This window comes from Bdellovibrio sp. HCB290, from assembly GCF_047305925.1.
GTDB lineage: Bacteria > Bdellovibrionota > Bdellovibrionia > Bdellovibrionales > Bdellovibrionaceae > Bdellovibrio.
Map to the genome: position 1 here is coordinate 1,127,820 of NZ_CP178620.1, position 26,049 is coordinate 1,153,868.

32 protein-coding genes and 1 tRNA gene are annotated in these 26,049 nt (G+C 44.9%); 22 read left to right on the forward strand and 11 right to left on the reverse strand.

Translation table 11 applies throughout. The annotated features are described in order from the left end of the window. The first annotated feature begins 8 nt into the window (after positions 1–8). A complete protein-coding gene (locus ACLVWU_RS05515; RefSeq protein ID WP_413577948.1) occupies positions 9–821 on the forward strand; it encodes an enoyl-CoA hydratase-related protein in 813 nt (270 codons plus the stop codon). A 6-nt stretch (positions 822–827) separates the two neighbouring features. Beyond that, complete coding sequence (locus ACLVWU_RS05520; RefSeq protein ID WP_413577950.1) at positions 828–1,577, forward strand: tRNA-uridine aminocarboxypropyltransferase; 750 nt, start codon at positions 828–830, stop codon at positions 1,575–1,577. On the opposite strand, the gene ACLVWU_RS05525 is transcribed toward ACLVWU_RS05520, so the two are convergent. Both ACLVWU_RS05525 and ACLVWU_RS05530 read right to left on the reverse strand, forming a co-directional pair. Next, positions 1,574–2,212 carry an inner membrane-spanning protein YciB gene (locus tag ACLVWU_RS05525; protein WP_413577951.1) on the reverse strand — a complete coding sequence of 213 codons (639 nt, stop codon included), beginning with the start codon at positions 2,210–2,212 and terminating at the stop codon, positions 1,574–1,576. The two genes, ACLVWU_RS05520 and ACLVWU_RS05525, sit on opposite strands and share 4 nt — an antisense overlap. After that, positions 2,212–3,552: a dihydroorotase gene (locus ACLVWU_RS05530; protein ID WP_413577952.1), complete on the reverse strand. Its 1,341-nt coding sequence runs from the start codon at positions 3,550–3,552 to the stop codon at positions 2,212–2,214. The genes ACLVWU_RS05525 and ACLVWU_RS05530 overlap by 1 nt, the downstream gene beginning before the upstream one ends. An 89-nt stretch (positions 3,553–3,641) precedes the next feature. On the opposite strand from ACLVWU_RS05530, the gene ACLVWU_RS05535 reads away from it, so the two are divergent. From ACLVWU_RS05535 to ACLVWU_RS05550, 4 genes are all read left to right on the forward strand, one after another. Then, the gene (locus tag ACLVWU_RS05535) at positions 3,642–4,670 is read left to right on the forward strand and encodes a hypothetical protein (RefSeq protein ID WP_413577954.1); all 1,029 of its coding nucleotides are present in this window, start codon (positions 3,642–3,644) and stop codon (positions 4,668–4,670) included. A gap of 6 nt (positions 4,671–4,676) precedes the next feature. After that, positions 4,677–5,402, forward strand: coding sequence for a HEAT repeat domain-containing protein (locus ACLVWU_RS05540; protein ID WP_413577955.1), 726 nt, complete (start codon positions 4,677–4,679; stop codon positions 5,400–5,402). A gap of 211 nt (positions 5,403–5,613) precedes the next feature. Continuing rightward, positions 5,614–6,081, forward strand: a complete 468-nt coding sequence (locus ACLVWU_RS05545) for a hypothetical protein (RefSeq protein ID WP_413577957.1) — start codon at positions 5,614–5,616, stop codon at positions 6,079–6,081. A gap of 127 nt (positions 6,082–6,208) precedes the next feature. Continuing rightward, a complete protein-coding gene (locus tag ACLVWU_RS05550) occupies positions 6,209–6,856 on the forward strand; it encodes a hypothetical protein (RefSeq protein ID WP_413577959.1) in 648 nt (215 codons plus the stop codon). An 81-nt stretch (positions 6,857–6,937) separates the two neighbouring features. On the opposite strand, the gene ACLVWU_RS05555 is transcribed toward ACLVWU_RS05550, so the two are convergent. From ACLVWU_RS05555 to ACLVWU_RS05565, 3 genes are all read right to left on the reverse strand, one after another. After that, positions 6,938–7,360, reverse strand: coding sequence for a DoxX family protein (locus ACLVWU_RS05555; protein ID WP_413577961.1), 423 nt, complete (start codon positions 7,358–7,360; stop codon positions 6,938–6,940). A 114-nt stretch (positions 7,361–7,474) separates the two neighbouring features. Then, positions 7,475–7,918 (reverse strand): hypothetical protein, encoded by a 444-nt coding sequence (locus tag ACLVWU_RS05560; protein WP_413577962.1) that lies wholly within the window; start codon positions 7,916–7,918, stop codon positions 7,475–7,477. A 43-nt stretch (positions 7,919–7,961) separates the two neighbouring features. Further along, positions 7,962–9,407, reverse strand: coding sequence for a hypothetical protein (locus ACLVWU_RS05565; RefSeq protein WP_413577963.1), 1,446 nt, complete (start codon positions 9,405–9,407; stop codon positions 7,962–7,964). A gap of 189 nt (positions 9,408–9,596) precedes the next feature. Between ACLVWU_RS05565 and ACLVWU_RS05570 the strand changes: the two genes are divergently transcribed. After that, positions 9,597–9,673 (forward strand) — tRNA-Met (locus ACLVWU_RS05570). A gap of 161 nt (positions 9,674–9,834) precedes the next feature. Here the strand turns inward: ACLVWU_RS05570 and ACLVWU_RS05575 are convergent. Then, positions 9,835–10,746: a LysR family transcriptional regulator gene (locus tag ACLVWU_RS05575; RefSeq protein ID WP_413577964.1), complete on the reverse strand. Its 912-nt coding sequence runs from the start codon at positions 10,744–10,746 to the stop codon at positions 9,835–9,837. Between the two features lie 88 nt (positions 10,747–10,834). Here ACLVWU_RS05575 and ACLVWU_RS05580 point away from each other — a divergent pair, with 88 nt between their 5' ends. The 8 genes from ACLVWU_RS05580 (at position 10,835) to ACLVWU_RS05615 (ending at position 18,029) form a co-directional block, all read left to right on the forward strand. After that, positions 10,835–11,710, forward strand: coding sequence for a pirin family protein (locus ACLVWU_RS05580; protein ID WP_413577965.1), 876 nt, complete (start codon positions 10,835–10,837; stop codon positions 11,708–11,710). A 44-nt stretch (positions 11,711–11,754) separates the two neighbouring features. Next, positions 11,755–12,822, forward strand: coding sequence for an alkene reductase (locus tag ACLVWU_RS05585; RefSeq protein ID WP_413577966.1), 1,068 nt, complete (start codon positions 11,755–11,757; stop codon positions 12,820–12,822). 52 nt (positions 12,823–12,874) lie between these two features. Next, positions 12,875–13,468: an isochorismatase family protein gene (locus tag ACLVWU_RS05590; RefSeq protein ID WP_413577968.1), complete on the forward strand. Its 594-nt coding sequence runs from the start codon at positions 12,875–12,877 to the stop codon at positions 13,466–13,468. 877 nt (positions 13,469–14,345) lie between these two features. Beyond that, on the forward strand, positions 14,346–14,843 hold the full coding sequence (locus ACLVWU_RS05595) for a GNAT family N-acetyltransferase (protein ID WP_413577969.1): 498 nt from the start codon (positions 14,346–14,348) through the stop codon (positions 14,841–14,843). A gap of 197 nt (positions 14,844–15,040) precedes the next feature. Further along, positions 15,041–15,919: a hypothetical protein gene (locus tag ACLVWU_RS05600; RefSeq protein WP_413577971.1), complete on the forward strand. Its 879-nt coding sequence runs from the start codon at positions 15,041–15,043 to the stop codon at positions 15,917–15,919. Positions 15,920–16,074: 155 nt separating this feature from the next. Continuing rightward, positions 16,075–16,683 (forward strand): hypothetical protein, encoded by a 609-nt coding sequence (locus tag ACLVWU_RS05605; protein ID WP_413577972.1) that lies wholly within the window; start codon positions 16,075–16,077, stop codon positions 16,681–16,683. 61 nt (positions 16,684–16,744) lie between these two features. Further along, the gene (locus ACLVWU_RS05610) at positions 16,745–17,419 is read left to right on the forward strand and encodes an O-methyltransferase (protein WP_413577974.1); all 675 of its coding nucleotides are present in this window, start codon (positions 16,745–16,747) and stop codon (positions 17,417–17,419) included. A gap of 148 nt (positions 17,420–17,567) precedes the next feature. Then, positions 17,568–18,029 (forward strand): ASCH domain-containing protein, encoded by a 462-nt coding sequence (locus ACLVWU_RS05615; RefSeq protein ID WP_413577975.1) that lies wholly within the window; start codon positions 17,568–17,570, stop codon positions 18,027–18,029. Positions 18,030–18,102: 73 nt separating this feature from the next. On the opposite strand, the gene ACLVWU_RS05620 is transcribed toward ACLVWU_RS05615, so the two are convergent. The 3 genes from ACLVWU_RS05620 to ACLVWU_RS05630 are packed head-to-tail and all read right to left on the reverse strand — an operon-like array spanning position 18,103 to position 20,630. Continuing rightward, positions 18,103–19,050: a hypothetical protein gene (locus ACLVWU_RS05620; protein ID WP_413577976.1), complete on the reverse strand. Its 948-nt coding sequence runs from the start codon at positions 19,048–19,050 to the stop codon at positions 18,103–18,105. 6 nt (positions 19,051–19,056) lie between these two features. Continuing rightward, positions 19,057–19,821: a hypothetical protein gene (locus ACLVWU_RS05625; RefSeq protein ID WP_413577978.1), complete on the reverse strand. Its 765-nt coding sequence runs from the start codon at positions 19,819–19,821 to the stop codon at positions 19,057–19,059. Beyond that, entirely contained in the window at positions 19,818–20,630 is an 813-nt protein-coding gene (locus tag ACLVWU_RS05630) for a TIGR02147 family protein (RefSeq protein WP_413577979.1), read from the reverse strand. The genes ACLVWU_RS05625 and ACLVWU_RS05630 overlap by 4 nt, the downstream gene beginning before the upstream one ends. 259 nt (positions 20,631–20,889) lie before the next feature. Between ACLVWU_RS05630 and ACLVWU_RS05635 the strand changes: the two genes are divergently transcribed. From ACLVWU_RS05635 to ACLVWU_RS05660, 6 genes are all read left to right on the forward strand, one after another. Continuing rightward, positions 20,890–21,276, forward strand: a complete 387-nt coding sequence (locus ACLVWU_RS05635) for a hypothetical protein (RefSeq protein ID WP_413577980.1) — start codon at positions 20,890–20,892, stop codon at positions 21,274–21,276. Positions 21,277–21,307: 31 nt separating this feature from the next. Further along, positions 21,308–21,658 carry a hypothetical protein gene (locus ACLVWU_RS05640; protein ID WP_413577982.1) on the forward strand — a complete coding sequence of 117 codons (351 nt, stop codon included), beginning with the start codon at positions 21,308–21,310 and terminating at the stop codon, positions 21,656–21,658. Between the two features lie 248 nt (positions 21,659–21,906). Then, positions 21,907–22,239, forward strand: a complete 333-nt coding sequence (locus ACLVWU_RS05645) for a hypothetical protein (RefSeq protein ID WP_413577983.1) — start codon at positions 21,907–21,909, stop codon at positions 22,237–22,239. A 117-nt stretch (positions 22,240–22,356) separates the two neighbouring features. Then, a complete protein-coding gene (locus ACLVWU_RS05650; protein WP_413577985.1) occupies positions 22,357–23,088 on the forward strand; it encodes a hypothetical protein in 732 nt (243 codons plus the stop codon). A gap of 66 nt (positions 23,089–23,154) precedes the next feature. Beyond that, complete coding sequence (locus ACLVWU_RS05655) at positions 23,155–23,901, forward strand: class I SAM-dependent methyltransferase (RefSeq protein WP_413577986.1); 747 nt, start codon at positions 23,155–23,157, stop codon at positions 23,899–23,901. A gap of 27 nt (positions 23,902–23,928) precedes the next feature. Continuing rightward, positions 23,929–24,765: a hypothetical protein gene (locus ACLVWU_RS05660; RefSeq protein WP_413577987.1), complete on the forward strand. Its 837-nt coding sequence runs from the start codon at positions 23,929–23,931 to the stop codon at positions 24,763–24,765. Positions 24,766–24,842: 77 nt separating this feature from the next. Here the strand turns inward: ACLVWU_RS05660 and ACLVWU_RS05665 are convergent, their stop codons facing one another. Beyond that, the gene (locus tag ACLVWU_RS05665) at positions 24,843–25,043 is read right to left on the reverse strand and encodes a hypothetical protein (RefSeq protein WP_413577988.1); all 201 of its coding nucleotides are present in this window, start codon (positions 25,041–25,043) and stop codon (positions 24,843–24,845) included. A gap of 148 nt (positions 25,044–25,191) precedes the next feature. Here ACLVWU_RS05665 and ACLVWU_RS05670 point away from each other — a divergent pair, with 148 nt between their 5' ends. Further along, the gene (locus ACLVWU_RS05670) at positions 25,192–25,479 is read left to right on the forward strand and encodes a hypothetical protein (protein ID WP_413577989.1); all 288 of its coding nucleotides are present in this window, start codon (positions 25,192–25,194) and stop codon (positions 25,477–25,479) included. A 70-nt stretch (positions 25,480–25,549) separates the two neighbouring features. Here the strand turns inward: ACLVWU_RS05670 and ACLVWU_RS05675 are convergent, their stop codons facing one another. Then, positions 25,550–25,954, reverse strand: a complete 405-nt coding sequence (locus ACLVWU_RS05675) for a hypothetical protein (protein ID WP_413577990.1) — start codon at positions 25,952–25,954, stop codon at positions 25,550–25,552. Between the last annotated feature and the right edge of the window lie 95 nt (positions 25,955–26,049).

The following is a 26,049-nucleotide window of genomic DNA, read 5'->3' on the forward strand; positions in this document are numbered from 1 at the left end:
TCTTGGACATGTCATTTTACGCGCAAAGTTTCCCGCACCTGAAGGTCTCTTTAAAGAAGCATCAACTGTGGGTCACTTTGGATAATCCCGAGCAAAGCAACGCAATCACTTACGAGATGATTGATTCTTTGACTCGGGTTTTGCGTTTTGCGGACTTCGATAACGAAATTCGTGTGATTGTCCTGACCGGCGAAGGTGCGAACTTTTGTGCAGGAGGGGACGTGAAAGCGATGTCCACCAAGACCGGAATGTTTGCCGGTGAAGCCAACGAACTGCGCATGCGCTATATTCACGGTATTCAGCAGATTCCTAAATGCATCGAAGAGCTTTCCACTCCGGTGATTGCTATGGTCAATGGCGGCGCCATCGGTGCCGGTTGTGATCTGGCGATGATGTGTGATTTGCGAATTGGATCGGATAAATCCAAGTTTGGCGAAACCTTCGTAAAGTTGGGGCTGGTGCCCGGTGATGGTGGCAGTTTCTTTTTGCAAAGAGTGATCGGCTATTCCCGGGCCATGCAAATGTCCTTAACCGGAGATCTGGTTGTGGGGGAGGAAGCCTTTAAATGGGGGCTTTTAAATTACTTCACCACGACTGACTTGTTGGCGGAAACAGAAAAGATTGCGGAAAAAATTGCCGCCAATGCACCGGTTGCCGTGCAAATGACTAAAAAACTGATGAAAGCCGCTTACCTACAGGATTCAAATACAGTTTTGGAGCAAGCCGCCGCTTATCAGGGAATCACCCAAAGGACCGAAGATCATTTCATTGCACTTCAAGCGATTAAAGAGAAGAAATCCCCTGAATTCGGTGGTAAGTAGTCGTTCATGGATCTTCAGACCTATCTTGCTAATAAAGAACAACGGAAAACTCAGGGGCCCGTGTATCGCGATCTTTGCGATGCGTGTGTGCAACCAAGCTTTAGTTGTTACTGCGAGCACGTAAAGGAGTTTGATCCCGGCATGGATGTGGTGATCTTGATTCATCCGATCGAGATGAAACGCAGGATCGCTACGGGCCGCATGTCGTATTTGGTTTTGAAAAATTCATTTTTGATTCGCGGGCAGGATTATTCCAAAGATCCTGAAGTGAACGAGTTACTGAACGATCCCAGTCGGCACTGTGTGATGTTATATCCTGGAAAAAACTCCGCAAATTTAAGCGAAATGAATTTGGCCGAAAAGTCAGAGCTGGTTCCCAAGGGCAAACGTTTAACGTTGTTCGTGATCGACGGCACCTGGGCGACAGCGGTTAAGACCATTCGTCAAAGCACGAATCTGCAAAACATCCCGCGCATTTGTTTCGCTCCCGATAAGCCATCAAACTTTCGCGTGCGTAAACAGCCAAAACACTTTTGCTACTCCACGATCGAGGCCATCCACCAAACGATTGAACTTATCGGGGAGTCTTTAGGCTTTGACATTGGTTCCCGCCAACACGACGACCTGATCTATGTGTTTGATAAAATGGTAGAACGCCAAATCGAATGCGCCAAAAGCGGCGAAGCGAAGCCTCGTCATCTTCGATACAGCCGGGATCTGAAAAGAAAACTGGGACTTACCGGGAAAGTCTTTTAGGTACCAGACTCCGGATTTTGTGCCTGGGCTCGACGGATTTGTTCCGCGATCTCTTCGGGCGAGTGTGCCTTCATCGCAGATCTGCGAATGAATAACACCTCAAGCAGCATATAAACTATCAAACTTACTGTCAGGCCCACACCTTTCAGCATCGCCCACGCGGTGGTTGACCAGTCCAGAGCTGCCCAGACGGCTAAGCCTGTGTGAGCTGCGAAGAATACACCCATGCGAAAGGTCATGCCTTTCATGCGCGTTTTCATAAATTCCGGAAGTTTTTGACCTTGTTGTTCTGCAAGCACCACGATCAGGGGTTTGTTCATTACAACCGAAACCCACAAGACGACCGCAAAGACAGCTTCCATGATGGCCGGTTGCATTTTAAACCAAATGCCTTCGTCAGAGATCAACGAAATCCCACCCAGAACTAATAACAAGCCGTTACCGATCCAGGTGATCTTTTGCACTTTTTTATGCTTATAAAGTTCAAAGCAGATTTCACCCACACCAAAGATCATCCCGGCAATAAGACCCGCGATGGTGCCGTATTTTTCCTCGATCACCGTAAAGGCGATGACCGGTAAAAGTCCTGCGAAAAAGACAGCGGCGGCTTTGGATTTAGCAGAGTTCTGGGACATTAAAGAGTGCCTTCAAAATTCACCGGAGTTCCGGAATGAGCTTCCACGATTTCACCATGAGCCATCGCCAGTTTTCCGGAAACCACTGTGTGCGTCGCCCAACCGGTCACTTGCATCCCATGGAATGGAGTCCAACCACAGCGGCTGGCCATCATCGAATTATCGATGGTCATTTGTTTTTTCATATCCACGATCGTGATATCCGCATCATAACCTTCGCGCAGGCGGCCCTTGTTTTTAACATTGAACACGCGGCACGGATTTTCGGTCACAAGCTCTACGAATTTTTGCAGCGACAAACGGCCTTCGTTCACGTGATTCAGCATAATTGGAACCAGGGTTTGCACCCCAGGAACACCAGAAGGACTGGATGGATATGGACGGTCTTTTTCCTCGCGAGTGTGTGGGGCGTGATCTGAACCGATCACATCGACAGTTCCATCTTGCAAGGCTTTCCACAGACGATCCAAGTGACGCTTCTCTCGGATCGGCGGATTTTGTTGGGCGTAAGTTCCCAAGCGATCATAGCAGTCCGGTGCATATAAAGTCAGATGTTGTGGCAGCACTTCGACGGTTGCGATATCTTTTGCTGATTGCAGGATGTCCATTTCCTCAGCAGTTGAAACGTGCAGTACGTGAATTTTGCGACCCGTTTTGCGAGCCAGCTTTAACAGGCGATTGGTGGAGCTGACGGCGGTTTCCACATCTCTCCAGACCGGGTGGTAATGGACGTCGGCCATTTCCACAGCGATATGGCGGCGTTCGCGCAGGCGCATTTCGTCTTCGCTATGAACGATAACTCGACGATGGCCCTGATTTAGAATGTTTTCCAAAGTGGCATCGTCTTCAACCAGCAAACTTCCGGTTGAGCTGCCCATAAAGATCTTAATCCCCGAGCAGTGAGGCAGGATTTCAAGATTCTGCAAAATTCCCACATTGTCATGACCAGCCCCCACAAAAAAAGCATAGTTCGCATGTGCGCGATCTTTTGCCAAATTAAGTTTGTCATGGAAGTGCTGAACTGATGTGGTCGCAGGATTTGTATTCGGCATTTCAAAGATGCTGGTGACTCCACCTAAGACGGCTGCCTTGGTGCCAGTTTCCAGGTCTTCTTTATGTGTTAGACCTGGCTCCCGAAAGTGAACCTGGCTATCGATCACACCCGGTAATACATGAAGTCCAGTTGCATCGATCATAGAGGGTGCGGTGTCGAAGATTTTTTCGCGAATCTTTGTGATGCGGCCATTGGTGATACCGATATCGGCCTGTTGTTGAATCAAGCCGTTGTTGGACGGGTGGGGAAGTAAGCAGGTTCCGCCTCGGATTATAATGTCGTACATCTAGCACCTCTTCACTTGGGACTGTACCACCAGACTGGATCAAAGGTCCAGCGTTGACGAGGTCTCGCTGATAGGCGAGAATTTGGATTGTGACAATAGACCAATTTCTTCATTTTATCAGTCAGCACAATGTGGCCATCATTGAAGGCTTAATTGCGGTTATTATTCTTCTGGGCCTTTTCGTGGGCTACCGAGGCTTTTTCGGTAAGAAGGATATTGATTCCGGCTTAGGCGGGGGCCTTGATGCTTCTCAGCTTGAAAAAACTCTGCAAAAGATTTTAGACAACCAAGGGCCTGCGCGCAAATCTGGCGATGCAGCCTTGGAAGACGCGTTTAAGGAAGGGGCTTCCGGCCATCCTGAATCTCCGCAAGAAGTTGAGCAGCTCAAAGTAAGTTTGAGTGAAAACATTAAAGAGCTTGAAGTTTTACGTGCGCAACTACAAATCTCCGAGAAAAAAGTTGCTGAACTGCAGGTGGCGGGCGAGTCCAATGCATCTGCAGCAGGTGGCGGAGCCGCTCCAGCGGTGGATACATCCGAGTTGGATAATAAGATCAAAGATCTTGAAGCGCGCCTGGCGGAATACGAAATCATCAGCGAAGACATTGCTGATCTTTCTCGTTATAAAGAAGAAAATGAACAGCTAAAAACCGAGATCACCGGCCTTAAAGAGGCGGGGACTGCAGCACCTGCTCCGGCAGAACCGACTCCGGCTCCGCAAGCGGCAGCAGCACCTGTGACTCCGGAGCCGGCTCCTGAGACTCCAGCGGTTTCTGAAACCATTGCCGACACGGGTTTGAGCGAAGCAGATGTGGATGCAGCCTTAGCAGCAGCACAAGCGGAAGCTGAGCTCACTGCAGCACTTGAAGCGGCAGCACCAGCGGAAGAAGCTCCGGTAGCTTCCGAGCCTGCGGCTGAAACAGCGGCTCCCGTTCAAGAAGAATCCATTATTGATGATGAATTGATGAAAGAGTTCGCAGCCGCAGTTGAAGGTCAAAAGAACAAAGCCTTGGATAGCGCAGCCGAAAAAGCCGGTAAGGGCGAAGCGGCCGCTGGTAAATCTGATGAAGATGCCAAGTTGATGGATGAGTTCGAGAACTTCGTAAACAAAAAAAGTTAGGTCACCATGAATACAAAAATCCTGTTGCCCGTTTTGCTTATAGGTTTTTCTTCAAGTGCTTTCGCAGCCAAGATCGTGGCTTCACCTGATACTTTAAGTTCCGCGATGGAAGTCCTGAATTTGCCTGGTGAAAATCGACGCATGGCGATTGATGGTAACCCTAAGTTCTATGATTCTTTTATTTCCCTGGCCTTCAATGACAAGCAGCCCATGAATGTGCGCTGGAAGGCATTGATGGGGGCAGCTGAATCCAAAAAGGGTGAAGCAACGGCTGATTTGATGAAGGCCGGTTCCCACGATCAGTGGTACATGAGAAATGCAGCGTTGGTTGCTTTGTCTGAAGTGAACCCAACTCAAGCCGAAAAGCTTGCGCAAAAATTAGTAAAAGATAAAGCCCTGGTGGTTCGTTCTGCCGCGGTTGAAGTTCTGGGTAAAAACATGACTTCCGAGACCCGCGATCTTTTGTGGGAAGAGTTGAACAAGGACTACAATTTCAAAAACAAACAAAGCCTATGGGTGCGCCACCAAATCGTGGAGCAGTTAGCCAAAAAACCGGTGGACCACGAAATCAAATCCTTTGCAGGTTTGTTGACCGACTCTGACGATCGAGTTCAGCTGCCAGCAGTTCGCGGTTTACAAAAACTGACGGGCGTGAAGCTTGGCGAAAACAAGCTGAAGCAAAATGAGCTAGTCAGTCTTTGGAAAGACTACGTTAAAAAAGAAAATCTATAAGTTAAGTAAGAAAATGTAACATAAAAAAAAGGTAGCTGCATGGCTGCCTTTTTTTATTGTTCGTGTCTCAGAAGAAACCGTATCTCAAGGCTTGTCTGCCTAGATGTCAATTTTCAATCAATTTAGCCCCTCTGGTTTGAGTGGTCCAGTAAACATACCGATGTGTACAAAGATGCGTTGTTTATTGATCAACCAAAGAAAGTGGGTCGAGATGAACGGGAAGTATCTTTTAGCAGTGTCGTTGGGAATTTATCTTACGGGCTGCGCGACGATCGTAAAATCCGAAAGGACTTCAATGCGTCTTTCCGGAGGACTGCAAAATGGTGATACGCATGTCAGTCTCCCGGATGGTCAATATACTTTAAAGAATGGCCAAACCACTATTCGAGTGACGCGGTCTAAAGAGGATATTCCGGTAACCGTTACCTGTAACAATGAATCTCGAGAGGGTGTGATTAAAACCAAATACGATGCCTTGGCAGGAGTCGCCGGGAATATCGTTTTCGGTGGTTTGATCGGAATGGCCATCGATGCCGCGAACGACAAAACCTATGATCCGCCAGAGCACTTTAATATAAGTCAGTTGTGTGCGGATCCATCCAAATCCCAGGTAGCGGACGGGGGAGCTATTCGTACTCCATCGGCGGCTCAGTCTGCGGAGGCTGTTCCAGAGAATTAAAATCTATGAAACCCTGCTGAATCTTCAGCGGGGTTTTCTGTCTTCGAAATCTTCTGAAATTGAACTTTTCGGACTTTAACAAAGCGACCACCGGGAATACGATTGTTTCTACACAAGGAGTATTCCCATGAAATGGATGATCGCAGCTTTAGTAACTCTGTCAGCAGTTTCAAGTCAGGCGCAGGCCGACGTTCAAGTGAAGTTTGATTCCAAAAAATGCCAATTGGATACTTTAATCAATACCTATGCTGAAGCCACGGGGCAAAAGTTCGTGGTCGATGCCGGCGTTCGCGGAAATGCATGCATCATTCTTCCAGGGGCAGTTTCTAAAGATGAAGCTTTCAATCAGCTTTCCAGCGCATTGGCATTGAATGGGTTTGCTATCAGCACTCAAGGCGACACGATGATTGTGCGAGCTGCGCGCAATGTTCAAAGGGACGCCATTGAGGTGACTAAAGATCTTCCAGCTCAGAAGCCAGAAAGAATGGTTACTTGGATTTATACGTTTAAAAATATTTCTGCAATGGATGTAAATCGCGACATTAGAATGTTTCCATCTAAAGATGGTGAGCTGAATGTTAATGCCCGCGCCAACCAGATCATCTTTTCAGATTGGTCTTCAAATATCCAGCGTATTGCCGCTTTGTTGAAAGAGTTGGATAAACCAGTAGATCCAGCGACGGCAAAACTAGTCGCTGAGGCGCAAAAGAAATCAGCCAAATCCCGCAGTGAAGCTAAAAAAGAAGAAGTCGTATCAAAGGCTAAAGATAACTAGAAGTTTTTTAAATGCGTTCAAAGTTGGCGTTTTCACTTCCGAAGCGGAAATGAAAAAGACAGCTTTGAACGCGAAATCAAATTAAGCTTTAGAACCCAGTTTGTTATCCAAAGAAAATCTGCCGCCGCCGTAGCAAGCAAAGAAAATAAACACGAACATATACAAGAACGCCAGTTCTTTGATCTTAAATGGATCAGCCGCGTGAATGAACGTGCCGGCCACAAACATCGTGAACGCCAACAAGATTCCCGCCGGACGAGTGAACAATCCCAGCGCTAACAAGACGCCACCAACAAGTTCAGTCAATGCTGCTGCATAAGCAAACATCACAGGCATCGGAAAGCCCACAGACTCAACCCCGGCAATCATCTGTTCAGAGATCGGGAATTTTCCCATACCGTGAGCAAATGCCATCACCAGTCCTGCAAAAAGTCGTAGCAATAGTAAACCCACTTGGCCCGTTGTCCCTGCGTTCGTCGTACAAAGAAAGCTTTTGATATTCATAGATGTGCCTTTCTGAAAATGCTGTTGATGTTATTAGGCTTTACCTGATCTTAGCGATATTCAATGAACTTTGTATGCGGCTGTTAATCCGCAACTGCGAACTACAACCAAAACTTAGTTGGCTGCTCGCTTTAAAGCATCCATAACAACCAGCTCGCGTTCGATTCTGTAGAACAGAATTTTTTCTTCCAGGCCGTCGGATTCAATGGACTCAGGGGTCGAGAAAAAGTCGCGCAGGATTTCCATTTTCTTATCAATGGTCACGCGAGTGGATTCACGGCCGTCAGCCGTGCCTTTGGCGAAAGTGAAAATCAATTTATAGCGAATACCACTGGAAGGTGGTTTGTTTATATCGGGTGGCAACCAGCCATCAATGCCCTTGATGTACTCGGTTTCAATAATTCCAGTGTCCTGATTTTCCTGAGCGATGGGGAACTTGATCACCGCGTGAGCGGCTCTCCAAACAGTGTCATACGGCGCAAAGAAGACTCTTTGCTTGTTGAATTTCGCCATTTGCTGCTTGGTCGAAGGTCTTTTATCAAACAGGCTGCAACCCATTACAGTGCAGCCTGTGATAATCACAAGAGATAAGAAAATAGTTCTAGAAGTTAACCGAGCTGTGTGTGACATGTGTTGCAGCTTCGATCATAGCAGGGCCCATAGGCGCTTGTGAAGCCGTTTGTGAACCTAAAAAGTTCACTTCCCAACGCTTAACACCATTTAGGAGAGCGTCGTTCGGGAAGTTTGGAACTTTCATGTTCGTCACCCATTTGTCAGCGTAAACTTCCCAAGTCGGATTCATCAATTTCACTTTGTCAGCGCCTTGTTTGACTTCGATTTGGTTTGAGAACACCGCGTAAGTCGCAATCGGATTCACACCATCAATAGAGTTAAATTGAGGCAGAATCAACTCGCGGCCACCACCAGTGACAGACGGATTGCTGATCAAAGGAAGTACTTTCGGGCTGGTTGTGCCGGCAAAAGGAATAATCGCTGTGGAAACACGGTCAATGTCGTTACGAAGATCTTCAGTTTTAGTCAAAACCGCCAAAGCATTCGCTTCCATTCCTGGAACCGTGTTCAGAGTGATTTTTTGACCACCGTTTAATTTCTTAACGTCAGTTGGCAATAGGAAGCCTGATTGACCAGAAAGAGCCGCTGCCATGAAAGTTTCATCGCCACGGATTTGCGGAGCCACCAAAGTGTTCTTAGTCGTGAATTTCAACTCATTCGTCGGCAAATCCACTGGAGTGCTGGCTTTAGAAAGATTCACGTCACGGACTGCACCTGCTGTCAGGTCGAAGACGTTTAGCATTTCGTAAAGTTTTGCTCCGCCACGAACCCCATCAACCACTTGTTTGAACGGGAAAGTGCCGCGCGCAACAAACACACGAGTCACACCCGGTTGACCGAAGTAAATGCGGTAAGCCGGTTTATCCAAAGTCACTGTGAATAGGGCGTATTTTTCGCTTTGTTTTGGCAAAGACAAGTTAGCTGGGATTTCCATTTCCTGGCCCAATGCTGAAATCTTGTCGCTTTGTGCACTCAATACGGAATCCATATTGAAGGCAAAAAGTTGCATCTTCGTGAATCCTTGCATCACCAAGCCGAAGTCGATGTTGCCATCGCCATTCTTAATTGGAAGTCCTTGGGCTGTGCCTTTAACTTCAAATTGGTTGATGGTGTTTAGCGGGCGAAGCTTAAACGCCAAAGGCCCTGGCTCCACAGACATATAAGTCATGCGCACATAACCTTTTGCGTGGATCGTGACCGGCAAAGCTGCGGTCCAAGAAGCTGGGATCTCGATTTGACCCGCCGCGTCCGTAGTTAGAAGGTTGCCTTCAAACGGAGAGTTGAGTGCATCACCGATAAGAACTTGTGCGTCCGCAAGTGCGACTCCGTCCATACCTGTGACGGAAAGTTTGTTAGCGGAAGCATTGATTTGGCGACCAGAGCCGTCCAAATCCGTGGGAATGGCGTGATTGTTGGAGTTCGAACAACCCACCATAATTGCTGGCAGTAGGGCTGCCATCATCAGTCTTTTCATATAATTATCCCTTCCCTGAGATTGAACATTATGTCCGAGTAATTATTCCATTGTGATATGACAGCGGGGTCAAGACTAAAGACTGGGCCCCTTAGGATTTTCGAAAAACTTCGAATAACGCAAACGCAACATTTGACATAAGGACGCAGAACTAATAAAAATTGCGGCTCACGCGCAAGCGTTACGGTTGGTGGGGTAGCTCAGCTGGTTAGAGCAACGGAATCATAATCCGTAGGTCGGCGGTTCAAGTCCGCCTCTCACTACCAAATTTTTCACCGCCACTATGGCGGCGAAAAATTACTGTCTACACTTCGGCTCCGCCGAAGTAGATATAGTTCATCGGATGCGTTCTGATGGAAGTTTCTCCGGAAATGAGCCTCTGAGAGAAATATCAAACCTGCAGAGATGCGGGTTTTTTTATGCCCATCTACCTACCCAAGTTTGACTTGGAAATTATCCAATCACTCAAAACCTTTGTCTTCGGTGGAATAAAGCTTTTCGATGGATAAACTAAGTACAATTCTGTTTCGGTCATCCACTCGATTCGAGGCTGGAGTTCAACTAACTTTCCTTCTTCTATCTCTTTTCTAAAAAGAAAATCAGGAAGAAATCCAATCCCATTTCCCTGTAGAATCATCGTTTTTATCGCAGATAAATTATTGGCCTTATAGGGAGCATTGTTTTTTGGAGTGAACAATATTTCCTCACCATTGATAGCGACCTTTAGAGGATCACGTCCAGGCTTAATGGCTTGCCTGTGAAATGTGATCCAGGGAAGTTGTTCAAGTATTTCAGCATCAAGTTTTCGTCTTTTCTGAATACTTAAGGACGGCGATATATACGCATAAAAATGAACCGGCCCTATTTTTCTTGCTATTAGTGCTTCTTCTTTCGGGTGCCCCGCGCGAATTACCAAATCAAGTCTATGCTGAGCCAAATTTCGCTGTTCACCAGAAAAATCCCATTCAATTTTCACAAGTGGATAGGTCTCAAAAAATCCCGGCATCACATGTTCAAGTAAGTACAATCCAAACTCAATCGGTGTGGAAATTCGCACAGTACCCTGTGGTGCGCTTCGGGTGGACTGAATAGACTCGATGGCTTGCTCGAAGATTTTAACGCCGTCATGGACCTCCTGAAGGAACGCCATGCCCTCTTCAGTTAGTGTTACCTTTCGAGTCGTTCTATGAAAGAGCCGGACTCCCATCTGGCTCTCAAGCTCGGCGATCTTACGGCTTAAGAGCGATTTCTGAATATTTAAATCATTCGCAGCCTGCACAAAGCTTAGTGTTTCCGCGACTTTATTGAAGTATTTGAGGGTCTCATAATCAGCACTCATTGTCCTACTATAGCAACAATTCTATTCTAATTCAATTGATTATCCCTACTGATCCTGGTGCTAGGCTTTTAGGTATAGGGAGGTTCTTATGTCGAACCCAAACATCAAATACAGCAAAGTTGTCATTCCCCAGAAAGCTCAGCACGGAACAGGCTTTATGGCATATCGCCTAAGTGACTCCGCATTTAGCGGACTTTTAAATCCGGTTTTAAATGTCGACCACTACTTTATGAGTGAGCCCACATTTCCACCACATCCGCATGCAGGATTCTCAGCAATCACTTACATGTTTGAAGACAGCGCTACGAGTATCTTGAATAGAGACACCTTAGGTAACGAGATCAATATCAATCCCGGTGATCTTCACTGGGCTCAAGCTGGCAAAGGCATGATGCATGAAGAGCCACCTCTTGTTCATGGTTTAGTGAGCCATGGTCTACAAATCTTCATCAACTTACCTAAGAAACTAAAAGACTCTGATCCAAAAGTTTATCACATTGCAAACGCACAAGCTCCGCGAGTTATGTCAGAAAATGGAATCGCAGAAGTGAAAGTGGCTGCAGGAAACTTTGGTGAAGCAAGTTCACCAATGCAAGTCGATTGGCCAACAGATCTTTTGCAACTGAAGTGGAAAAAAGATGGCGGAGCAAAAATCACACTTCGTCCGGGTCAAAGTGCCTTGGTCTTGAATATGTCAGACACGGTGACTTTAAGTGATACGGGATTTTCCAGTGTTCCTAAATATGCTGGAGTGGCCGTAGCTAACAAAGGCAGCATCACCGAAGACTTTGAAATCTTCGGAAATGTGAGCAGTGATGTCGTGATCATAAGAGGTCAGGTCATTGATGAGCCAGCGATCTTCCATGGCCCTTTCGTTGCGACAGATGTTGATGAAATGAATAAAACCATCAATCGCTATCGTCGCGGCGAGTTCGGCGAGCTTCTTCCACGTGAAGATAAATAACGCAATTTAATTAGATTAGAACAACCCACATAAGGAAACGTAAAATGAGCAATTTAAAACTTCTAACACCACTTAAAAATAGCAAACTCCACTTTAAGAACCGTGTGTTTATGGCGCCGATGACTCGCTCGCGTGCAACGGAGAATGTGCCTACTGAACTGATGAAAGAGTACTATGTTCAACGCGCGTCTGCTGGTTTGATTTTCAGCGAAGGTGCTCAGATTAGTCCTGAAGGTGTTGGTTATATCTTTACGCCGGGTATTTATTCTGACGAGCAAATTAAAGGTTGGAAGAAAATCACTGATGCCGTTCATGAAAATGGTGGATTGATATTTAACCAGCTATGGCATGTGGGCAGAGTTTCTCATCCAGATTTTCACGGTGGCAAGTTGCCTGTCGCGCCTTCGGCAATTGCGTTTAAAGGTCAAGCATTCACCGTGCAAGGACCAAAGGATACGGTCGAGCCAAGAGCTTTAACCACTGAAGAAGTAAAAGCTACCGTCGAAGACTTTAGAAAAGCCGCACAAGCTGCGAAACTTGCTGGCTTCGACGGGGTCGAGGTGCACGGAGCAAATGGCTACTTGCCAGCTCAGTTTTTAGAAGACGGCGCAAATACAAGAACTGATTCTTACGGCGGATCATTAGAAAATCGCGCTCGGTTTTTACTGGAAGTAACGGATGCTGCAATTAGTGTATGGGGGCCAGAAAGAGTCTCGGTCAGATTGTCGCCGCGCAATCCTTACAACGGCATGAGTGATTCAAATCCAGAGGAGACATATCTGTATGTCGTCGAACAGCTAGAGAAAAGAAAGCTTGGAATTCTACATTTGATGGAAGGCTCTGAATTGCCAAAAGACGTGCAGCCTTTGGCGCCGAAAATTAGAAAGATATTCTCTGGCATTTTAATTATCAATTTTGGTTATGACAAAAATACTGCTGAAAAGGTTCTAGAGCAAGATGGCGCAGATGCAGTTGCATTTGGATCTCTGTTTATCGGAAATCCCGATTTGCCGGAAAGATTTGCAGCTAACGCCCCGTTGGCAACAGCAGATAGAGCAACATTTTATGGAGGAACAGCGCATGGTTATACGGATTATCCGAAGATGAAATAAACTATTTTGAAATCACCGATATTTAAAAAATTAGTTAAGAAAAGAGATCTATATGAAAACAACTACATTTGACCCAAAAGATACAGCACTTATCCTAATCGACCACCAAGTCGGCACTATGCAACTTATTAAAAATATTGATGTGAAGCTTGCTGAAAGAATGACTGTGGCACTTGCGAAAATCGCAAAAATATACAATCTGCCAGTGGTACTAACATCTTCGCAAGAAGATCAACTTCAAGGACCTCTTATTCCTCAACTTAAAGAGCTATTTCCTGAAGCTTACGAAAAACGCGTGAAAAGAGCGGGTATCGTAAATGCATGGACAGATCCTGAATTTAAAAAAGCTGTAAAAGCTACGGGCAAAAAAAATCTGTTGATGGCTGGCGTAACGACTGACGTATGTTTGATTTATCCGTCTATTGATGCAGTTAAAGATGGTTTCAATGTTCAAGCAGTGATGGATGCGTCTGGATCCCCATATGAGCTTTCAGAGGAGCTAAGCAGAAAACGCATGGCGGATGCTGGAGTGGTATTAACTGCGACAAATACTGCGATTGCAGAGCTTGCGCAAGACTGGAGTACCCCTCAAGGTCAGCAAGCAATTCAAATCATGTTCACTGAAGTTCTACCAAAAATTGGCTAAATAACCTCACGTGCCGGAACAAACACTTGATCTCCGGCACTTCCCTAAAATAAGGCTCAAAATAATGATCATTGATATCCTTTTTCTAATACCCGGCTTAATCCTTTTTTTGAGCGCAGTTACTAAGTTCTTTAAGAACAAAAGCGTAATGGCTGAATTTACACAATTTGGACTTCTAAAATATCGGCTTCTGGCTGCCAGCGTAGAGATAGTTGCCGCAATGCTATTAATTGTACCAGCTGGAAGACTTTTGGGCTGCCTCTTGGCGACTAGCTATTTGGGAGGCGTAATTGCCTGCTGTTGGCGCTTCCTTACCTTTAAAAGGTCCCTTCCTGCAGCACTAATTTCAATTCTATTGTGGGTCGGCTGTATTTTGAAATTCGGGGCTTGGCCATATTAAGGTTGTTTTACCATCAACTGCCATCAAGCTCCTGGTTAAATTGTTGATTGCACTGAGATTTCATGCAATATCAGAATCAAATTTTTCACCGCCACTATGGCGGCGAAAAATTACTGTCTACACTTCGGCTCCGCCGAAGTAGATATAGTTCATCGGATGCGTTCTGATGGAAGTTTCTCCGAAAATGAGCCTCTGAGAGAAATATCAAACCTGCAGAGATGCGGTTTTTTTTTGCCTTGAGCACACCTTTTTAATTCCAACTTACCCTCGCCAAACATCTTCTCCTATATCCCTATGAAAACACCAAGCCCAGCGAGTGATTGGGCTTAGAATCATTTCCAATGAACGACCTGCTATCGATTTCACATGTCCCTATGGAACAGTAGGGGCCGTACGTTCTTAGCGGTTTGATAGCATAGAAACAATTATTCATTGAATTCCTCTTTGTGTGTTTATTAAACTAAACCAGGGGGATTTATGCCACAGATTAGAAGAGCCCTTATTGAAGATGCACCTGGGATTCACGATGCACATATGCGATCAATCCAAGAGATTTGCTCTAAAGATCATTCTCCCGAAGAAATTAAAGGTTGGGGCAATAGACCCTATAGCCAAGAAAACAGACTTCATGCAATTAAGAATCACAGCGTTTGGGTTGTGGAAGATAGCGGTAAGATTGAAGGCTATGCGCAAATTGCCTTCAATGAAAAAGAGGGGATGCTTTGTGCCCATGTTTTGGGGCTCTACCTAACAACAAGTGTAGTTGGTACCGGGGTAGGCAAGAAGTTGCTTCAACTAATGATTGAAGAAATAAAAGCAAAGAGAGTGTGCAAAGTAACTCTTGAATCAACCATGACGGCCCACGGTTTTTATAAAAAATTTGGCTTCGTAGATTCGGCCCCAGAAATCCTTGCGCAAATTGGCGGGAGTGGAGTTCGTTGTCAGCCAATGAAGATGGAAATGGCCTATTTGTAACCCATGGGGCTTCTTTCCGAGGCCTTGGAAAAACTTCAGATTTAACCAATAAATAAACACTCCCAGAGCTCTGTATAAGCTTTAAATCGCATACAAGCATAGTAAAGCATATCAAATTAACGAAACCCCAGCCTACTGCCAAAATTTGATATTTCGTCTACTTTTACGTATACCATCTCCTCACTTAGGAGAAATTTATGACTTTGGCTAAGATCGCCTTCTGCGTGGCTGTTGTGGGACTAGCTGCCTGCTCAGACAAATCCAATTCTAACAATCCCATCAGCCCTGAATACAAAGTTAAGGACTATAGCCAATCGGCGACCCTTAATTTGTTGCAAACCAACGATGACCTTGGGAACGCGAAAAGCAATGCGGTTTCAATTAAAGGTACAGGCCGAAGCAGCACTTACAAAATCACTTATCACTTCAACACGGCAAACAACTCAAGCTTCAAAATTGTAAACACACGCCAAACCCTTTATGCGGTTTGCGATCGATCTCAATCTGAAGTTCAAATCGAAATGACTCTTAAAGGTCAAAACACGGATCGCAAAGTCACAGTTCTGGATCAAGTGGACGTAGCTCAAAACAGTGACTATACACTTGAAGTAGTTGCGACCCCGCAATGCGAATCGTTGGATTTGAATTTCGATATTACGGCTTGGGTAGGCAACCCACTTACAGATGCAAAAGTGGCTTATATTTGTGATAGCAAATCTATTGGTCAGATGACTTTAGTAGAGGGTGTGAACTTTGTTACGGCTTATTCTTCTGTAAGCGGCAAGCGCAAATTCCTAGATTACGAGTCATTCTGTGGCGAGGCCTTCCGTGGTTCTAAAGGCAGTTGCGATAGCAAAATGAACCTGGAAAGACCAACTCCGGAGTTTGGCTATGCTGAATTAAGATGCGAAGCTACTAAGGACTTGGAAAAGAGAAGCTCCAAAGCTGAGTTTAATGTGAATAGCGGAACTGCTTCTGTTAGCTGCGCTGCAAATGGTATTGTTACCTTTGCTGAGACGTTCACGTCTTGCCGTTCAAGGTTGATAGACTATAAGCAGTTGACTCAAGTCAGATAGTTTCTAGATTCAACAATCACATATTTCTCATCCCAAGCCTGTTCCAAAAAGAACAGGCTTTTTAGTTCCAGCCTGGCCCCTCAGAATGTGCTCGTTGCAATACAACGCTAAGTTGTTATCATTTATGAATGCTGAAAAGAAGAACGAAGGCAATCTTGTTCGCTCTTGCTGCCTCGATAGGTATTTTGTTTTGCTATTCTATTTATAAATACAAACTCAACGTCGATAGTAAAGGTGCTTTCCGCGTCTCAATCCAACAAAAGTATCATCCCAGAATAGCGGAGATATGGAGCTCCGTGAAAAGTCCTCTTCAGCCAAAACTTAAGAATGCTGAAGACTCATCTACTACTGAAGATGGAGAGTCACCTGCTCTTAACGACGGCGCACTGGTTGAATTGGCGGTGCAGTCATTTAAAAAGAATGAAGAAAGTCTAAACCGAGCTTGGCGCGATTATCGAGTTCAGGTTTATAAAAATATTGGGGTTGAGGGCGGCGACCTAACCGCACTTGATGAATTGCTAAGCCAGCACCTTGATGTTATTGAGGAAATTCAGAGGGAGATGTCTACTTCGCCTTACGGCCTTGGTGATGAAGAGTATGAAGCAATGAGCGCAATCTCTCAGCAAGCCTATGCAAGCATGGACGAGAATATCGAGAAGTTTCTGGGTTCTGAGCGTTTTAAATACGTTAAGGACGCAAGAAAGCTGTTCAACAAGGCATATCAAGAAAAATCAAAATCCCATGCCGAATATATCGGATGGTAACTTAGATGGCTTAAAAGCATTACATTGTTGACCGCTTGAAAGCTGCTGCTACGATGTAAAAATGAATACACAACTTCCAATGAAAAGCTCTATTACTTCCGAAAATGTCGCGCGATACGTTGTCGAAAAAATTGTTTTAGATTCTGCCTTAGAAAAGAAACTGCGAATTGAAACCTCGAAGCTTGAGGCGGGTGGGATGATCAGCGGCAGTGATGTTGGTTCATTCCTGGGGATTTTGGCTCAATCAGTTAACGCAGTAAAAGCTATCGAAATTGGGACATTTACTGGCTATACTGCACTTAAAGTCGCTTCAGTTCTTCCCAAAGAAGGTAAGTTAATTTGCTGTGATATTAGCCCAGAGTGGACAAGTATTGGACGTCGTTATTGGCAAGAAGCCGGGGTCTCTGAAAAGATTGAGTTGAAAATTGCACCAGCGGTTCAAACTCTAGAGGCTTTGATTGCGAATAGTCAGGAAAATACTTTTGATTTTGCTTTCATCGACGCTGATAAAACTGGGTATGATAAATACTATGAGCTTTGTCTTAAGCTTCTTCGTCCGGGCGGTCTGATCGTTCTTGATAATATGCTGTGGGATGGAGCTGTGGCGGACGCACAAATTCAAGATGAGACCACCCAAGCGCTTCGTAAAATGAACGAAAAGGTAAGCCAGGACGAACGAGTAAACGCATGTCTGCTGACCGTTGGCGACGGTCTTATGTTAGCTCGTAAAAAATAATCTAGCTCACTTGGTTTTGTTGACAGAAATAGCTCTTGTCGCAAAAATTTGGGAATGAAAAAGTTCGGTATCATGATTCCTTTTATGTGCGGGCTGACTTTGAATAAATTCTAGTTTCGAACGGCCTACACTGGTATAGTACCTCATCATGACACACACTGAATCAGTAAAGAAAATGTGGCAGAAGTATCACGACTCAATCGGAGTTCCGGCTCCGTCTGAAATCGTGGCCGACTTTTTTTCGGATAACGAAAAGGAAGCGACCGAACTTGCTATCCTGGTAGATCAAGGTATCAAACAGGCTACGGCATCTGCTCTTTGGTCTTTTGAAAAGACGGGATCTCAAATTCCCGCGGTGGGCGGTATTTTTTTAGTCGTTGATGGACGGGGCGAGGCTGTTTGCATCGTTAAAACGACCAAGGTATCCATTATTCCCTTCAATGAAATTAGCGAAGCAAATGCCTTCAGGGAAGGCGAGGGGGATCGCTCTCTTGAATATTGGCGCCGAGTTCACGTCGCGTATTACAAAAGACAGTTTGAGCCAATGAATCTTACCTTCGAAGAATCGATGCCTATCGTATTCGAGGAATTCGAAAAGGTTTTTCCTTAAGCAAACGAAGGCCATCACCATCATGAGTCTCAGAGTTTACCTGCCCCAAAATTGCGGCAATCCTGCCGCAGCTCTATTTTCTATACGGCTTACAGAACTTATCTGTTAAAGATTGTAGTTTTAACAGGTCTTGTCTTTCTTTGGGTTGCACATAAGGAATAAACCCACTTAGTCCTGGATAGTTTATGCTTTCTTGCCCGAACCGATAGTCCCAGCGATCAATGGTGCTCGTGTTAGAGTCTAATACGAACATTCTATAGCCAGTCTCTGTTTTATTAATATCAAGGATCAACCACGAGTGTGCCATTGCGCCAGCAAACTGTAACATCACGTATACGGGCTTTTTGTAAAGGCGGAAGTCATGCTCCGTTTGATCTAAATTAGCTCGCAAGTCTTGAGAACTTTTTGAAGTTCCTTTTAATCCGCGGATCCAACCGAAATTCAAGGCTTCGCGTCGCTGCCAGGCACTCATTTTAGATTCAAGCTCTGAACTAAAATACCCTGAAAATTCGCGCCAGTTTGAAAAACCAGGGATGGTGACAATGCCGTTCATCGCAATCAACGTGTCGATGATGCGTTCTGCTTCTTGTTTGCTGGGACGTGGTTTGCCGGGTTGATAAATAGAAAGCATGGCCGCAGATCTGGTAAGTGAGCTGTGCCACCAGCAAAGACCTGTGCCCAAGTCTCCACTCAGATTTGTGAAGGCCATGCGATTTTCTTCGTTGGCTAAGAGCTGGTTAATTCCGTAGGCGGAGTCATTCAATTTACAAAGCTCACGGGCTGTTTGGGGTGCCTTGTCTGAAGAGAGGGAATCGTATGAATTCAAAGTATAATCGAATCCATTTAGCCTTGCCCATAACTCGTCGGAGCGCTCGGCATCTCCAGACTTGATTGCGTCATCATATTCCATTTGAAGTTGTTCACGAGTTTTAGGTCCCCCAGTGGTCGCATCCATGATGGACCACGCTTGGGATTTTAGGACTACGGATGAAATTGCCAGTATGAGAATATATTTAAACATACGATTTTACCTCCGGAACTTTTCCGCGCAAAGCAGAGTCATATTCAACTGCTCTTCATAGCCAGCCAGCTTAAGAGTGCCGGCCAAAGTAAGTCTTCCGTTCGAGTTTATTGAAACCTGACCAGAGTAGGAGCCATTGGCGTGGCGAAGAGTTACGTTTCCAGTGGAAGCATCTCTTAATTCGCCGACTAGAACCCAGCCTCCGTAAATTAATGTGATATTTGTCGCACGATGCTGGATGGCTCCAGTCGGTGTGGATTCTACTTCGGCGCGATGTTCATAAAGATTTACAACCAGGGTGTCGTCTTGGCAAATCTGCCACATGCTGTCGCTACCGTTACGAATGCGCTGAACGGTCGTCATGTCTTTTAGAATCAACTTTGAGTAAGTATACTTCGCATCTTCAAGGCCAATAAGGCCAAGGTATTCGTGCAGAACTAAGGATAGTTTTTCGTCTTCTGTGAAACCAACCCAGCGATCGCTGTTAAAGATAATTCTTTTTTCAGCAGGGTAGTTGATGGCGTCTTTTGGGATGCCATTAAGAACCAGCATTTGATTCGTGGATTCTACTTTTGTCGAAGCAATCGAATCGCGCAGCAGATTTACATTCAATCCTTCAATATTTGAATATTGCAGATACTCTTTCAGTTTTTCTGCATAAACCAAGAACTGAAGGGAGTGGGTGTCGCCACCGTTTCCAACATATCTTGGGCCAGCGAAAGAAACGGACGAAAGAAGCAGCATTGCAAGAGCTATGATTGTGGATTTCATGACATTCCTTTTTTGCGGTCGATTCTAAAAAATTGAACTGAAAATTGATAGACACTGTTTTTGCTGGCGGATTTTGTGTAAAACTCCTCCGCAAATTGCTTTTGGAACTTTCTAAGGGCCTTCTTGGCCTCGTCTATTTTGCTGTCATCAAAGGCGAAAGTTGTACTGCCAAATTCACGATGCGTGACTGTTTGTTCATGTAAAGCTTTGATGCCCTTGTTTAATACCTGTTCATGGAAATTACGAATAGCGATCGAGGAAATGTCCATGGTGCTTTCTGTTTCAGGAAAGCACGGCTTCATTTTGCCGTCTTCGATCTTTAGTAGCTCGGCAGCGATCAAATCCTGTATCGCCCGGCGAATCGTTGCCTGGGGAAGGCGCAGGCGCTCCATGAGTTCGTATTCATGATGAGAAAAACCTTCGACTTCGGTCAGCTCAAGAATTGCCTGGTGGTACCAAGTGCCTGTCGCGGAAAAGTCCTTAGGGCGCATTTTGTAGGATTTTGTCTGCTTGAAGGACGCTAACTCCAGGGTTGCAGCTTTGCGATCTTTCTCGCTGCGGGAATGAAAAGCTTTGGAGCTCAGAATAAACAGACGACTCTCTGATAAAGTCATCCCAAGCACGACGCTCAAACGTTCTGCCGTCTGCGGCGCCATACCTTTTTTATTGGCAAGAAAGTCAGAGAGCCACGAGGGGGTAACTTCAAGATCACGAGCAAATGATCGCAGTGAATAATGGGGGTTGGCATTCGAGCGGCGCGCGAATTCATCTGCTAAATATCTGTAGTGGAAGGACTGATCCAGTTTCATGGGCTCCTTTTATTGCAAACTCTGAAGGGCCGCCACAAATAAAGTGATCAGAGTGTTCACTGAGCCGAGAGTCGGTGAATAGCCTGTAAAAAGGTTATCTGAATCGGGATCCACAGAGGGGAAATGAAATAATTACGTATGTAAACTGAGTTTTTAGTTCAGTGGACACTATGTACTCTGAAAACTCGATTTCTTAGCGGATCGCACTGTAAAGGTAGTCTCAGAAAAACAAACAAACTTTTTAATAAAGGAAATGAAAATGAAAAAACTTATCTTGGTACTTGGAATGACATTGGCTTCAACTCAAGCATTTGCAAAAGACAGCAAATGGATGATTTGCAAAGGCGAAACAGTGGTATTTGGTGAAAACAACTCATTGGTAGTTAACGTATTTGAACATCGCAAAGGTCCTGCGGGCAGAGAGACTTCATTGACTCTATTGTTCGGTGGTTGGGTATTGAAGGGTGCTTTTGACAACACAAGCTCGTACTCCGGTAACGTACAGTTGTCTGGAGACCGTTCAGGTTTTGACGGCGAGTTCACTCTTGATTTGAGTGCGGCCACTGTAAAACTTGAAGGCACTTTGGATCTTCACTACAAAACCCCAGTATCTGTGACTTTGAAGTGTGAAGACTTAAGCAGATAATTATCTAGATCAATATAAAAGGAAAATAATAATGAAACACCTTATCGCATGTATTCTTATGATTGCAGCCAGCACATCTTTTGCTGGTACTTCTGAAAAATCTAAACAAGCTGTTCTTTCCAGCCCGGAAGTTCAAGCTGTGGTTCTTACCGTTGCTAAAATGCGCGGTCTTGAATGCTCTACGCCTAAGTTGGACAATATCCAAATCACCGCAGTGGATGGAATCAACGAGAAGTTCAGTGTTCCGGTTATGTGTAACCTTCCAGTGGATCCAACAACTGGCCAAGGCGGCGCGGAACTAACTTCCGTGACTGTAACTGGATACGTATATAGCCAGACACACGTCAGAGTTTTCGGAATGGAAATTAAAGAGTTTGAGTAGTTAGATTTGTAAGCTCGATTAAATGATAGAGCAACGAGGACAGGCCCAAACGGCCTGTCTTTTTTTTTGATAAATTGTGAACATCTTTTACGGTAACCAGCCTTGACCACTCAATTCCGCTTACTATAAGAACTGCCGAACACTGCCGTACAGTTAGTGGCTCCCCTCTATTGCTCCGCGAATGCAGCATGTCGTATAAGCCTTCTATCCAATGACCTGTCACTTTTATATAAATCTAAGGAGTTAAAATGAAGATCACGACAATGTTCCTAGCAGTTTCTGTATCTCTATTCGGTATGGCCGCTCATGCAAATTACGATGTGTTAAATCCAAATGATAGCGTTCTATGTTCTGGTCCGGATAACAGCTTTGTTACTCTGAACGCCAAGCATACTAAAGTGAAATTCGAAATCGAAGGTATGACCAACGGACCTCAAAAAGTTGTTTCCGTTCAAAACGATGGCCAGACGACGGCGACATTTACAACGGAAGAAGGCACTTTGATTCTAAGTAACAAGGGCGACTATTGGTTGAACGATGGTGATCTTATTGAAGATGCTTGGGACCTGGATTGCAAATAATAGTATGAATCTTGCTGAAGTTCCCTGTACTAAGATTAAAGCGTGCCTATTGGCTTTTGGAAAGCCTTAGGCCGCTTCAAATTGGCATCTGCCAAATACTTAAACACAGGGACTTATATGAAATACTTCATTCTATGCTTCATCGCTGCGTTCACCTTGGGTGCCTCATTGCAGGCTTCGGCGGCTGGAAAATTCACGGTGCCTGAGCCAATTACCAAAGAAATCGACTCCTATCGCGGGAACCCCAAGCTTGCTCCAAGGGCAGAGGCTTTCGATCAGCTAGTCCTTCTGATGGAAAACCTGTATTCACCTTCACTGGAGGACGCCATCAAGGCTTCCGACCTCGATGCAAAAACAATCCAATTTATCACAGACCATTCGCGTGGACTGTTTCCGATTGGCGCCTTGTTAGCGCAAAAACCAGTTGAAAGCGGCTATTCCTTGGGGCTGTCGGCGAAAGAAGGCCAGTACGAAATGCTTTCGGAGCGCATGAATTTTACCGCGTGGTCCGAGGCCTATGCTGGTTTTGGAATTGATTGGAAGAAAGAGAAAAACCATACGGCGATTTTCTTGGAAAAGGTAACAGCAACCAACAAGCCTGTGGTCTTTCTTTTGCCCAATACTCTTGTTAAGTATAATCAACCCAGCATCACAAAGAATGAATTTACCTGGCTTATGAATAATCCGGGTAAAATGAAGAACGTCTTTTTCTTTCTAGGCGGATACGAACTTATCACCGAAGAAATGAAGAACCTTGCTGATCAGGCCGGTCTTTCAAATGATATGTTTCGTGCCCTATTCATGAGAGCTTTGGGTGCAGAATCCAGCAATTACGACGAAGCTCTATAAACAAAAGATATATTGACCTCCTCCGCGTAGCTTTTATGATTAATGACACCAGCTGGAGGTGTTTACATGGAATCATATTACGATGCGCATGAGCGAGCTTACAAAGAGATTAAGTCCAAAGGTTACATCGGCTGGGGAAATGCGAAAACTCTGAATGACGTAGTGGACCCTATCACGCTCAACTATTTGAAAAGTTCTATTCAACAATGGACGGGCAAAGGCTTTGCCGGAAAAAGTGCATTGGATTTAGGGTGCGGCGCTGGAGCGACCGCTTTTACCATGGCTCAACTTGGTCTTAATGTTACAGGAATTGATATTTCGGCAACAGCCATCGAAATGGCCAAGGATTTGGCGAATCAACAAAACCTTAAGATTGATTTTATGGTTGGTGATGTCCTTCGACTGGAAAACCTAAATCGAAAATTTGATATCATCTATGACAGTCACTGCCTTCACTGCATTGTTTTTGATGAAGATCGCCAAGCTGTGTTCAATGGAATCAAAAACTCGCTTTCTAAAGACGGCATTTTTATTCTAGACACGGCGGTTGTTGATGGTATTTGGGACCCGGCAAGTACAATCGATACACTGCGCTTTGATGAGAACTACATCTTGTGGCACAAGACGAAACCTTCCGATACTCGCGGAGTCATCGAAATCGAGGGTCAGCACTGGTGTGCTCAAAGACGGTTTTATCCGGCATCGAAGGTCATGGAAGAAGTAGAGCGCGCAGGGTTTAAAATTCTATCGCAAGTTACTGAAGCTCCATCTAAAGGCGGCTCTAGCATGCTCCGCCTGGTTCTTCAGTCGTAAGCAAATATTTATTGGATCGAGGGGAAAATGAAGAACATTAAACTGATTATTCTGTTTTTAGCAATTCTGAGCGGTGCTGTTGCGCAGGCTAAAGACCTCTCGATTCTTTTTATCGGCAATAGTTACATCTATCTGCCGTCCCAAGGTACTCCTGAAGATCCAGCTCTGCCTAAAATTATTGGTCAAGTTATTCAATCAATTGATTCGAAGTTGAACTTAAAATACGCGTACAATACTCCAGGCGGTTACACTTACGAAAAACACCTTAATGATCCAAAGACCCAGAATCTTCTGCAGAACTCTTATGACAGTGTGATTCTTCAGGGGCAAAGTATCGAGTCACTAGAGCTGCCTCCGGAGTGGCACAAGTTTGGGATCGGAGTGCAAAACTTTTCGGTGAACTTGCCCAAGGTCATTGATTTAGCATTGGTTAAGAATTCAAATGTGACAGTGTTTGTGAATTGGGGATGGAACTTCAAAAACTCAAATCTTCAGCCGGGTGCGGAAGGCCTTCTTTTTCCTCCTGGCAGTGCTAAGGCTGGCCAGCGTTGGTGTGGGGCAGATAAGTTTGAACTGCAGCAAATGATCGATGCAAGTTATCAAAAGCACGCCACCGGCAAAAAGGTGACTTTGTCGATGGTCGGAAATACTTGGCTTACTCTTCAAAAGAAGGGCCTGGTCGGGGAGGATGATCTTTATCTGAAGGATGACTGGAGTCACCCCTCAGTCCTTGGCTCTTATGTTGAGGCGTTGGTTTTGACCAGAGATGCACTAAAGCTCGATATCTCAAAAGCAACCTTTGTTCCGGCAGGAGTCGATCAGAAACTGGCGAAATCAATTCGTGAATTATTAACGAAGAAATAGTATCCAAAATATTTAGGTTCCCAGATAAGCCTGTTCCAAAAAGAACAGGCTTTTTTGTTCCACTTATGGACGGGTCATTAGCCATTATAAAGAGGATCTAAGAAAATCTGATCCCCATGTCCCAGGATATTCAAGCGATCAGTATCTTTTTCGTAGTTAAAGTATTTTTCGAAAATTAGATTGGTAGCGCGACCTGATTTTTTCAGGGCTTTCATTTGCTTACAAAGTTTCGCAGCGTCAGCCTGTACGTTGCTAAAGCGGGAAATAACCATATCCATTTCGAAGATTTTTCCGTCTTCAGTTTATCCAAGTACGAAGTGCGGCAAGTTTGCCGCACTCTGAAACAACTACAGCCGGCTTGGCGCCAAGCGTCACTTCCTTCTATTTAGAGACAATCCGCCCAAGACCCAGTATTTATTGGCTCCTATGTCATCATTTAAAACTGAAGCTACTGAACTGATCAAAAAACACCTTAAAGAACTTCAAGAATCAGCTGAAGAGCTGGGTGGCGTTTTCATCACTGGTATCGACGGCACTGTTGCGGTGATTGGTGTTGAGAACTCTAAAAAGAAAATCATCTTCCAAACAAGCTTCGTCAGTGAAGATGTTAATAAGAATCTGGATGCTCAGGTTGATATGCAGGATCTGTTGGAAGATAAAGGCATCGAGGCCATCTCAGAACACGATTTCAATATCGCGATCGGTACGCACTAAAGCAGTAGTCTTTATACACATAAAATAACGAAAGCCTGTTCAGATAATATTTGAACAGGCTTTATATTATCTAAAGCGCTTCACCAGACAACTTAATGACAACTCGGCTATCAGCAAATTTAATCACCAACAGACCCGTGTCGTATTGGCGGGATGAATTGCTAGTTTTTTGACTTGGCCAGTATGTCAGACGAACTGCGCATTGCTGACCTTGAGTTAAAACATTCGGGCAGTTGGTGTTTACGTGGAAATTCAATCCCGAAAGTTGCACGTCTTGAATTTCAGCGGGGATGCCGTTTTTTGCAGTGATTCTATATTCCAAGCTATTTTGGGTATGAGAAAAAACCGTTCCAAAATCCTGGCGGATCGTTCGGTTGCTGCCATAAGCATTGAGTTCAATTGTTTTAGCCGTGCCTCTGTGTGCGAATGTAACCAACGGTAGCGTGAGTAGAATTCCTAGGATCAACTTCTTCATAAAACCTCCGATTGGCAGTGAAGCTAGTTACTCCCATAGGGAAATTCAAATTACAATCACCGCAGAGTGGCGTGCATGGCGTTGTAGAATAGTTC

Excerpts from the sequence above, each read along its gene's own strand:
- ACLVWU_RS05515 (WP_413577948.1), top strand. The coding sequence starts at position 9 with ATGTCATTTTACGCGCAAAGTTTCCCGCACCTGAAGGTCTCTTTAAAG.
- ACLVWU_RS05520 (WP_413577950.1), top strand. The coding sequence starts at position 828 with ATGGATCTTCAGACCTATCTTGCTAATAAAGAACAACGGAAAACTCAG.
- ACLVWU_RS05525 (WP_413577951.1), bottom strand. The coding sequence starts at position 2,212 with ATGTCCCAGAACTCTGCTAAATCCAAAGCCGCCGCTGTCTTTTTCGCA.
- ACLVWU_RS05530 (WP_413577952.1), bottom strand. The coding sequence starts at position 3,552 with ATGTACGACATTATAATCCGAGGCGGAACCTGCTTACTTCCCCACCCG.
- ACLVWU_RS05540 (WP_413577955.1), top strand. The coding sequence starts at position 4,677 with ATGAATACAAAAATCCTGTTGCCCGTTTTGCTTATAGGTTTTTCTTCA.
- ACLVWU_RS05545 (WP_413577957.1), top strand. The coding sequence starts at position 5,614 with ATGAACGGGAAGTATCTTTTAGCAGTGTCGTTGGGAATTTATCTTACG.
- ACLVWU_RS05550 (WP_413577959.1), top strand. The coding sequence starts at position 6,209 with ATGAAATGGATGATCGCAGCTTTAGTAACTCTGTCAGCAGTTTCAAGT.
- ACLVWU_RS05555 (WP_413577961.1), bottom strand. The coding sequence starts at position 7,360 with ATGAATATCAAAAGCTTTCTTTGTACGACGAACGCAGGGACAACGGGC.
- ACLVWU_RS05560 (WP_413577962.1), bottom strand. The coding sequence starts at position 7,918 with ATGGGTTGCAGCCTGTTTGATAAAAGACCTTCGACCAAGCAGCAAATG.
- ACLVWU_RS05565 (WP_413577963.1), bottom strand. The coding sequence starts at position 9,407 with ATGAAAAGACTGATGATGGCAGCCCTACTGCCAGCAATTATGGTGGGT.
- ACLVWU_RS05575 (WP_413577964.1), bottom strand. The coding sequence starts at position 10,746 with ATGAGTGCTGATTATGAGACCCTCAAATACTTCAATAAAGTCGCGGAA.
- ACLVWU_RS05580 (WP_413577965.1), top strand. The coding sequence starts at position 10,835 with ATGTCGAACCCAAACATCAAATACAGCAAAGTTGTCATTCCCCAGAAA.
- ACLVWU_RS05585 (WP_413577966.1), top strand. The coding sequence starts at position 11,755 with ATGAGCAATTTAAAACTTCTAACACCACTTAAAAATAGCAAACTCCAC.
- ACLVWU_RS05590 (WP_413577968.1), top strand. The coding sequence starts at position 12,875 with ATGAAAACAACTACATTTGACCCAAAAGATACAGCACTTATCCTAATC.
- ACLVWU_RS05595 (WP_413577969.1), top strand. The coding sequence starts at position 14,346 with ATGCCACAGATTAGAAGAGCCCTTATTGAAGATGCACCTGGGATTCAC.
- ACLVWU_RS05600 (WP_413577971.1), top strand. The coding sequence starts at position 15,041 with ATGACTTTGGCTAAGATCGCCTTCTGCGTGGCTGTTGTGGGACTAGCT.
- ACLVWU_RS05610 (WP_413577974.1), top strand. The coding sequence starts at position 16,745 with ATGAATACACAACTTCCAATGAAAAGCTCTATTACTTCCGAAAATGTC.
- ACLVWU_RS05615 (WP_413577975.1), top strand. The coding sequence starts at position 17,568 with ATGACACACACTGAATCAGTAAAGAAAATGTGGCAGAAGTATCACGAC.
- ACLVWU_RS05620 (WP_413577976.1), bottom strand. The coding sequence starts at position 19,050 with ATGTTTAAATATATTCTCATACTGGCAATTTCATCCGTAGTCCTAAAA.
- ACLVWU_RS05625 (WP_413577978.1), bottom strand. The coding sequence starts at position 19,821 with ATGAAATCCACAATCATAGCTCTTGCAATGCTGCTTCTTTCGTCCGTT.
- ACLVWU_RS05630 (WP_413577979.1), bottom strand. The coding sequence starts at position 20,630 with ATGAAACTGGATCAGTCCTTCCACTACAGATATTTAGCAGATGAATTC.
- ACLVWU_RS05635 (WP_413577980.1), top strand. The coding sequence starts at position 20,890 with ATGAAAAAACTTATCTTGGTACTTGGAATGACATTGGCTTCAACTCAA.
- ACLVWU_RS05640 (WP_413577982.1), top strand. The coding sequence starts at position 21,308 with ATGAAACACCTTATCGCATGTATTCTTATGATTGCAGCCAGCACATCT.
- ACLVWU_RS05645 (WP_413577983.1), top strand. The coding sequence starts at position 21,907 with ATGAAGATCACGACAATGTTCCTAGCAGTTTCTGTATCTCTATTCGGT.
- ACLVWU_RS05650 (WP_413577985.1), top strand. The coding sequence starts at position 22,357 with ATGAAATACTTCATTCTATGCTTCATCGCTGCGTTCACCTTGGGTGCC.
- ACLVWU_RS05655 (WP_413577986.1), top strand. The coding sequence starts at position 23,155 with ATGGAATCATATTACGATGCGCATGAGCGAGCTTACAAAGAGATTAAG.
- ACLVWU_RS05660 (WP_413577987.1), top strand. The coding sequence starts at position 23,929 with ATGAAGAACATTAAACTGATTATTCTGTTTTTAGCAATTCTGAGCGGT.
- ACLVWU_RS05665 (WP_413577988.1), bottom strand. The coding sequence starts at position 25,043 with ATGGATATGGTTATTTCCCGCTTTAGCAACGTACAGGCTGACGCTGCG.
- ACLVWU_RS05670 (WP_413577989.1), top strand. The coding sequence starts at position 25,192 with ATGTCATCATTTAAAACTGAAGCTACTGAACTGATCAAAAAACACCTT.
- ACLVWU_RS05675 (WP_413577990.1), bottom strand. The coding sequence starts at position 25,954 with ATGAAGAAGTTGATCCTAGGAATTCTACTCACGCTACCGTTGGTTACA.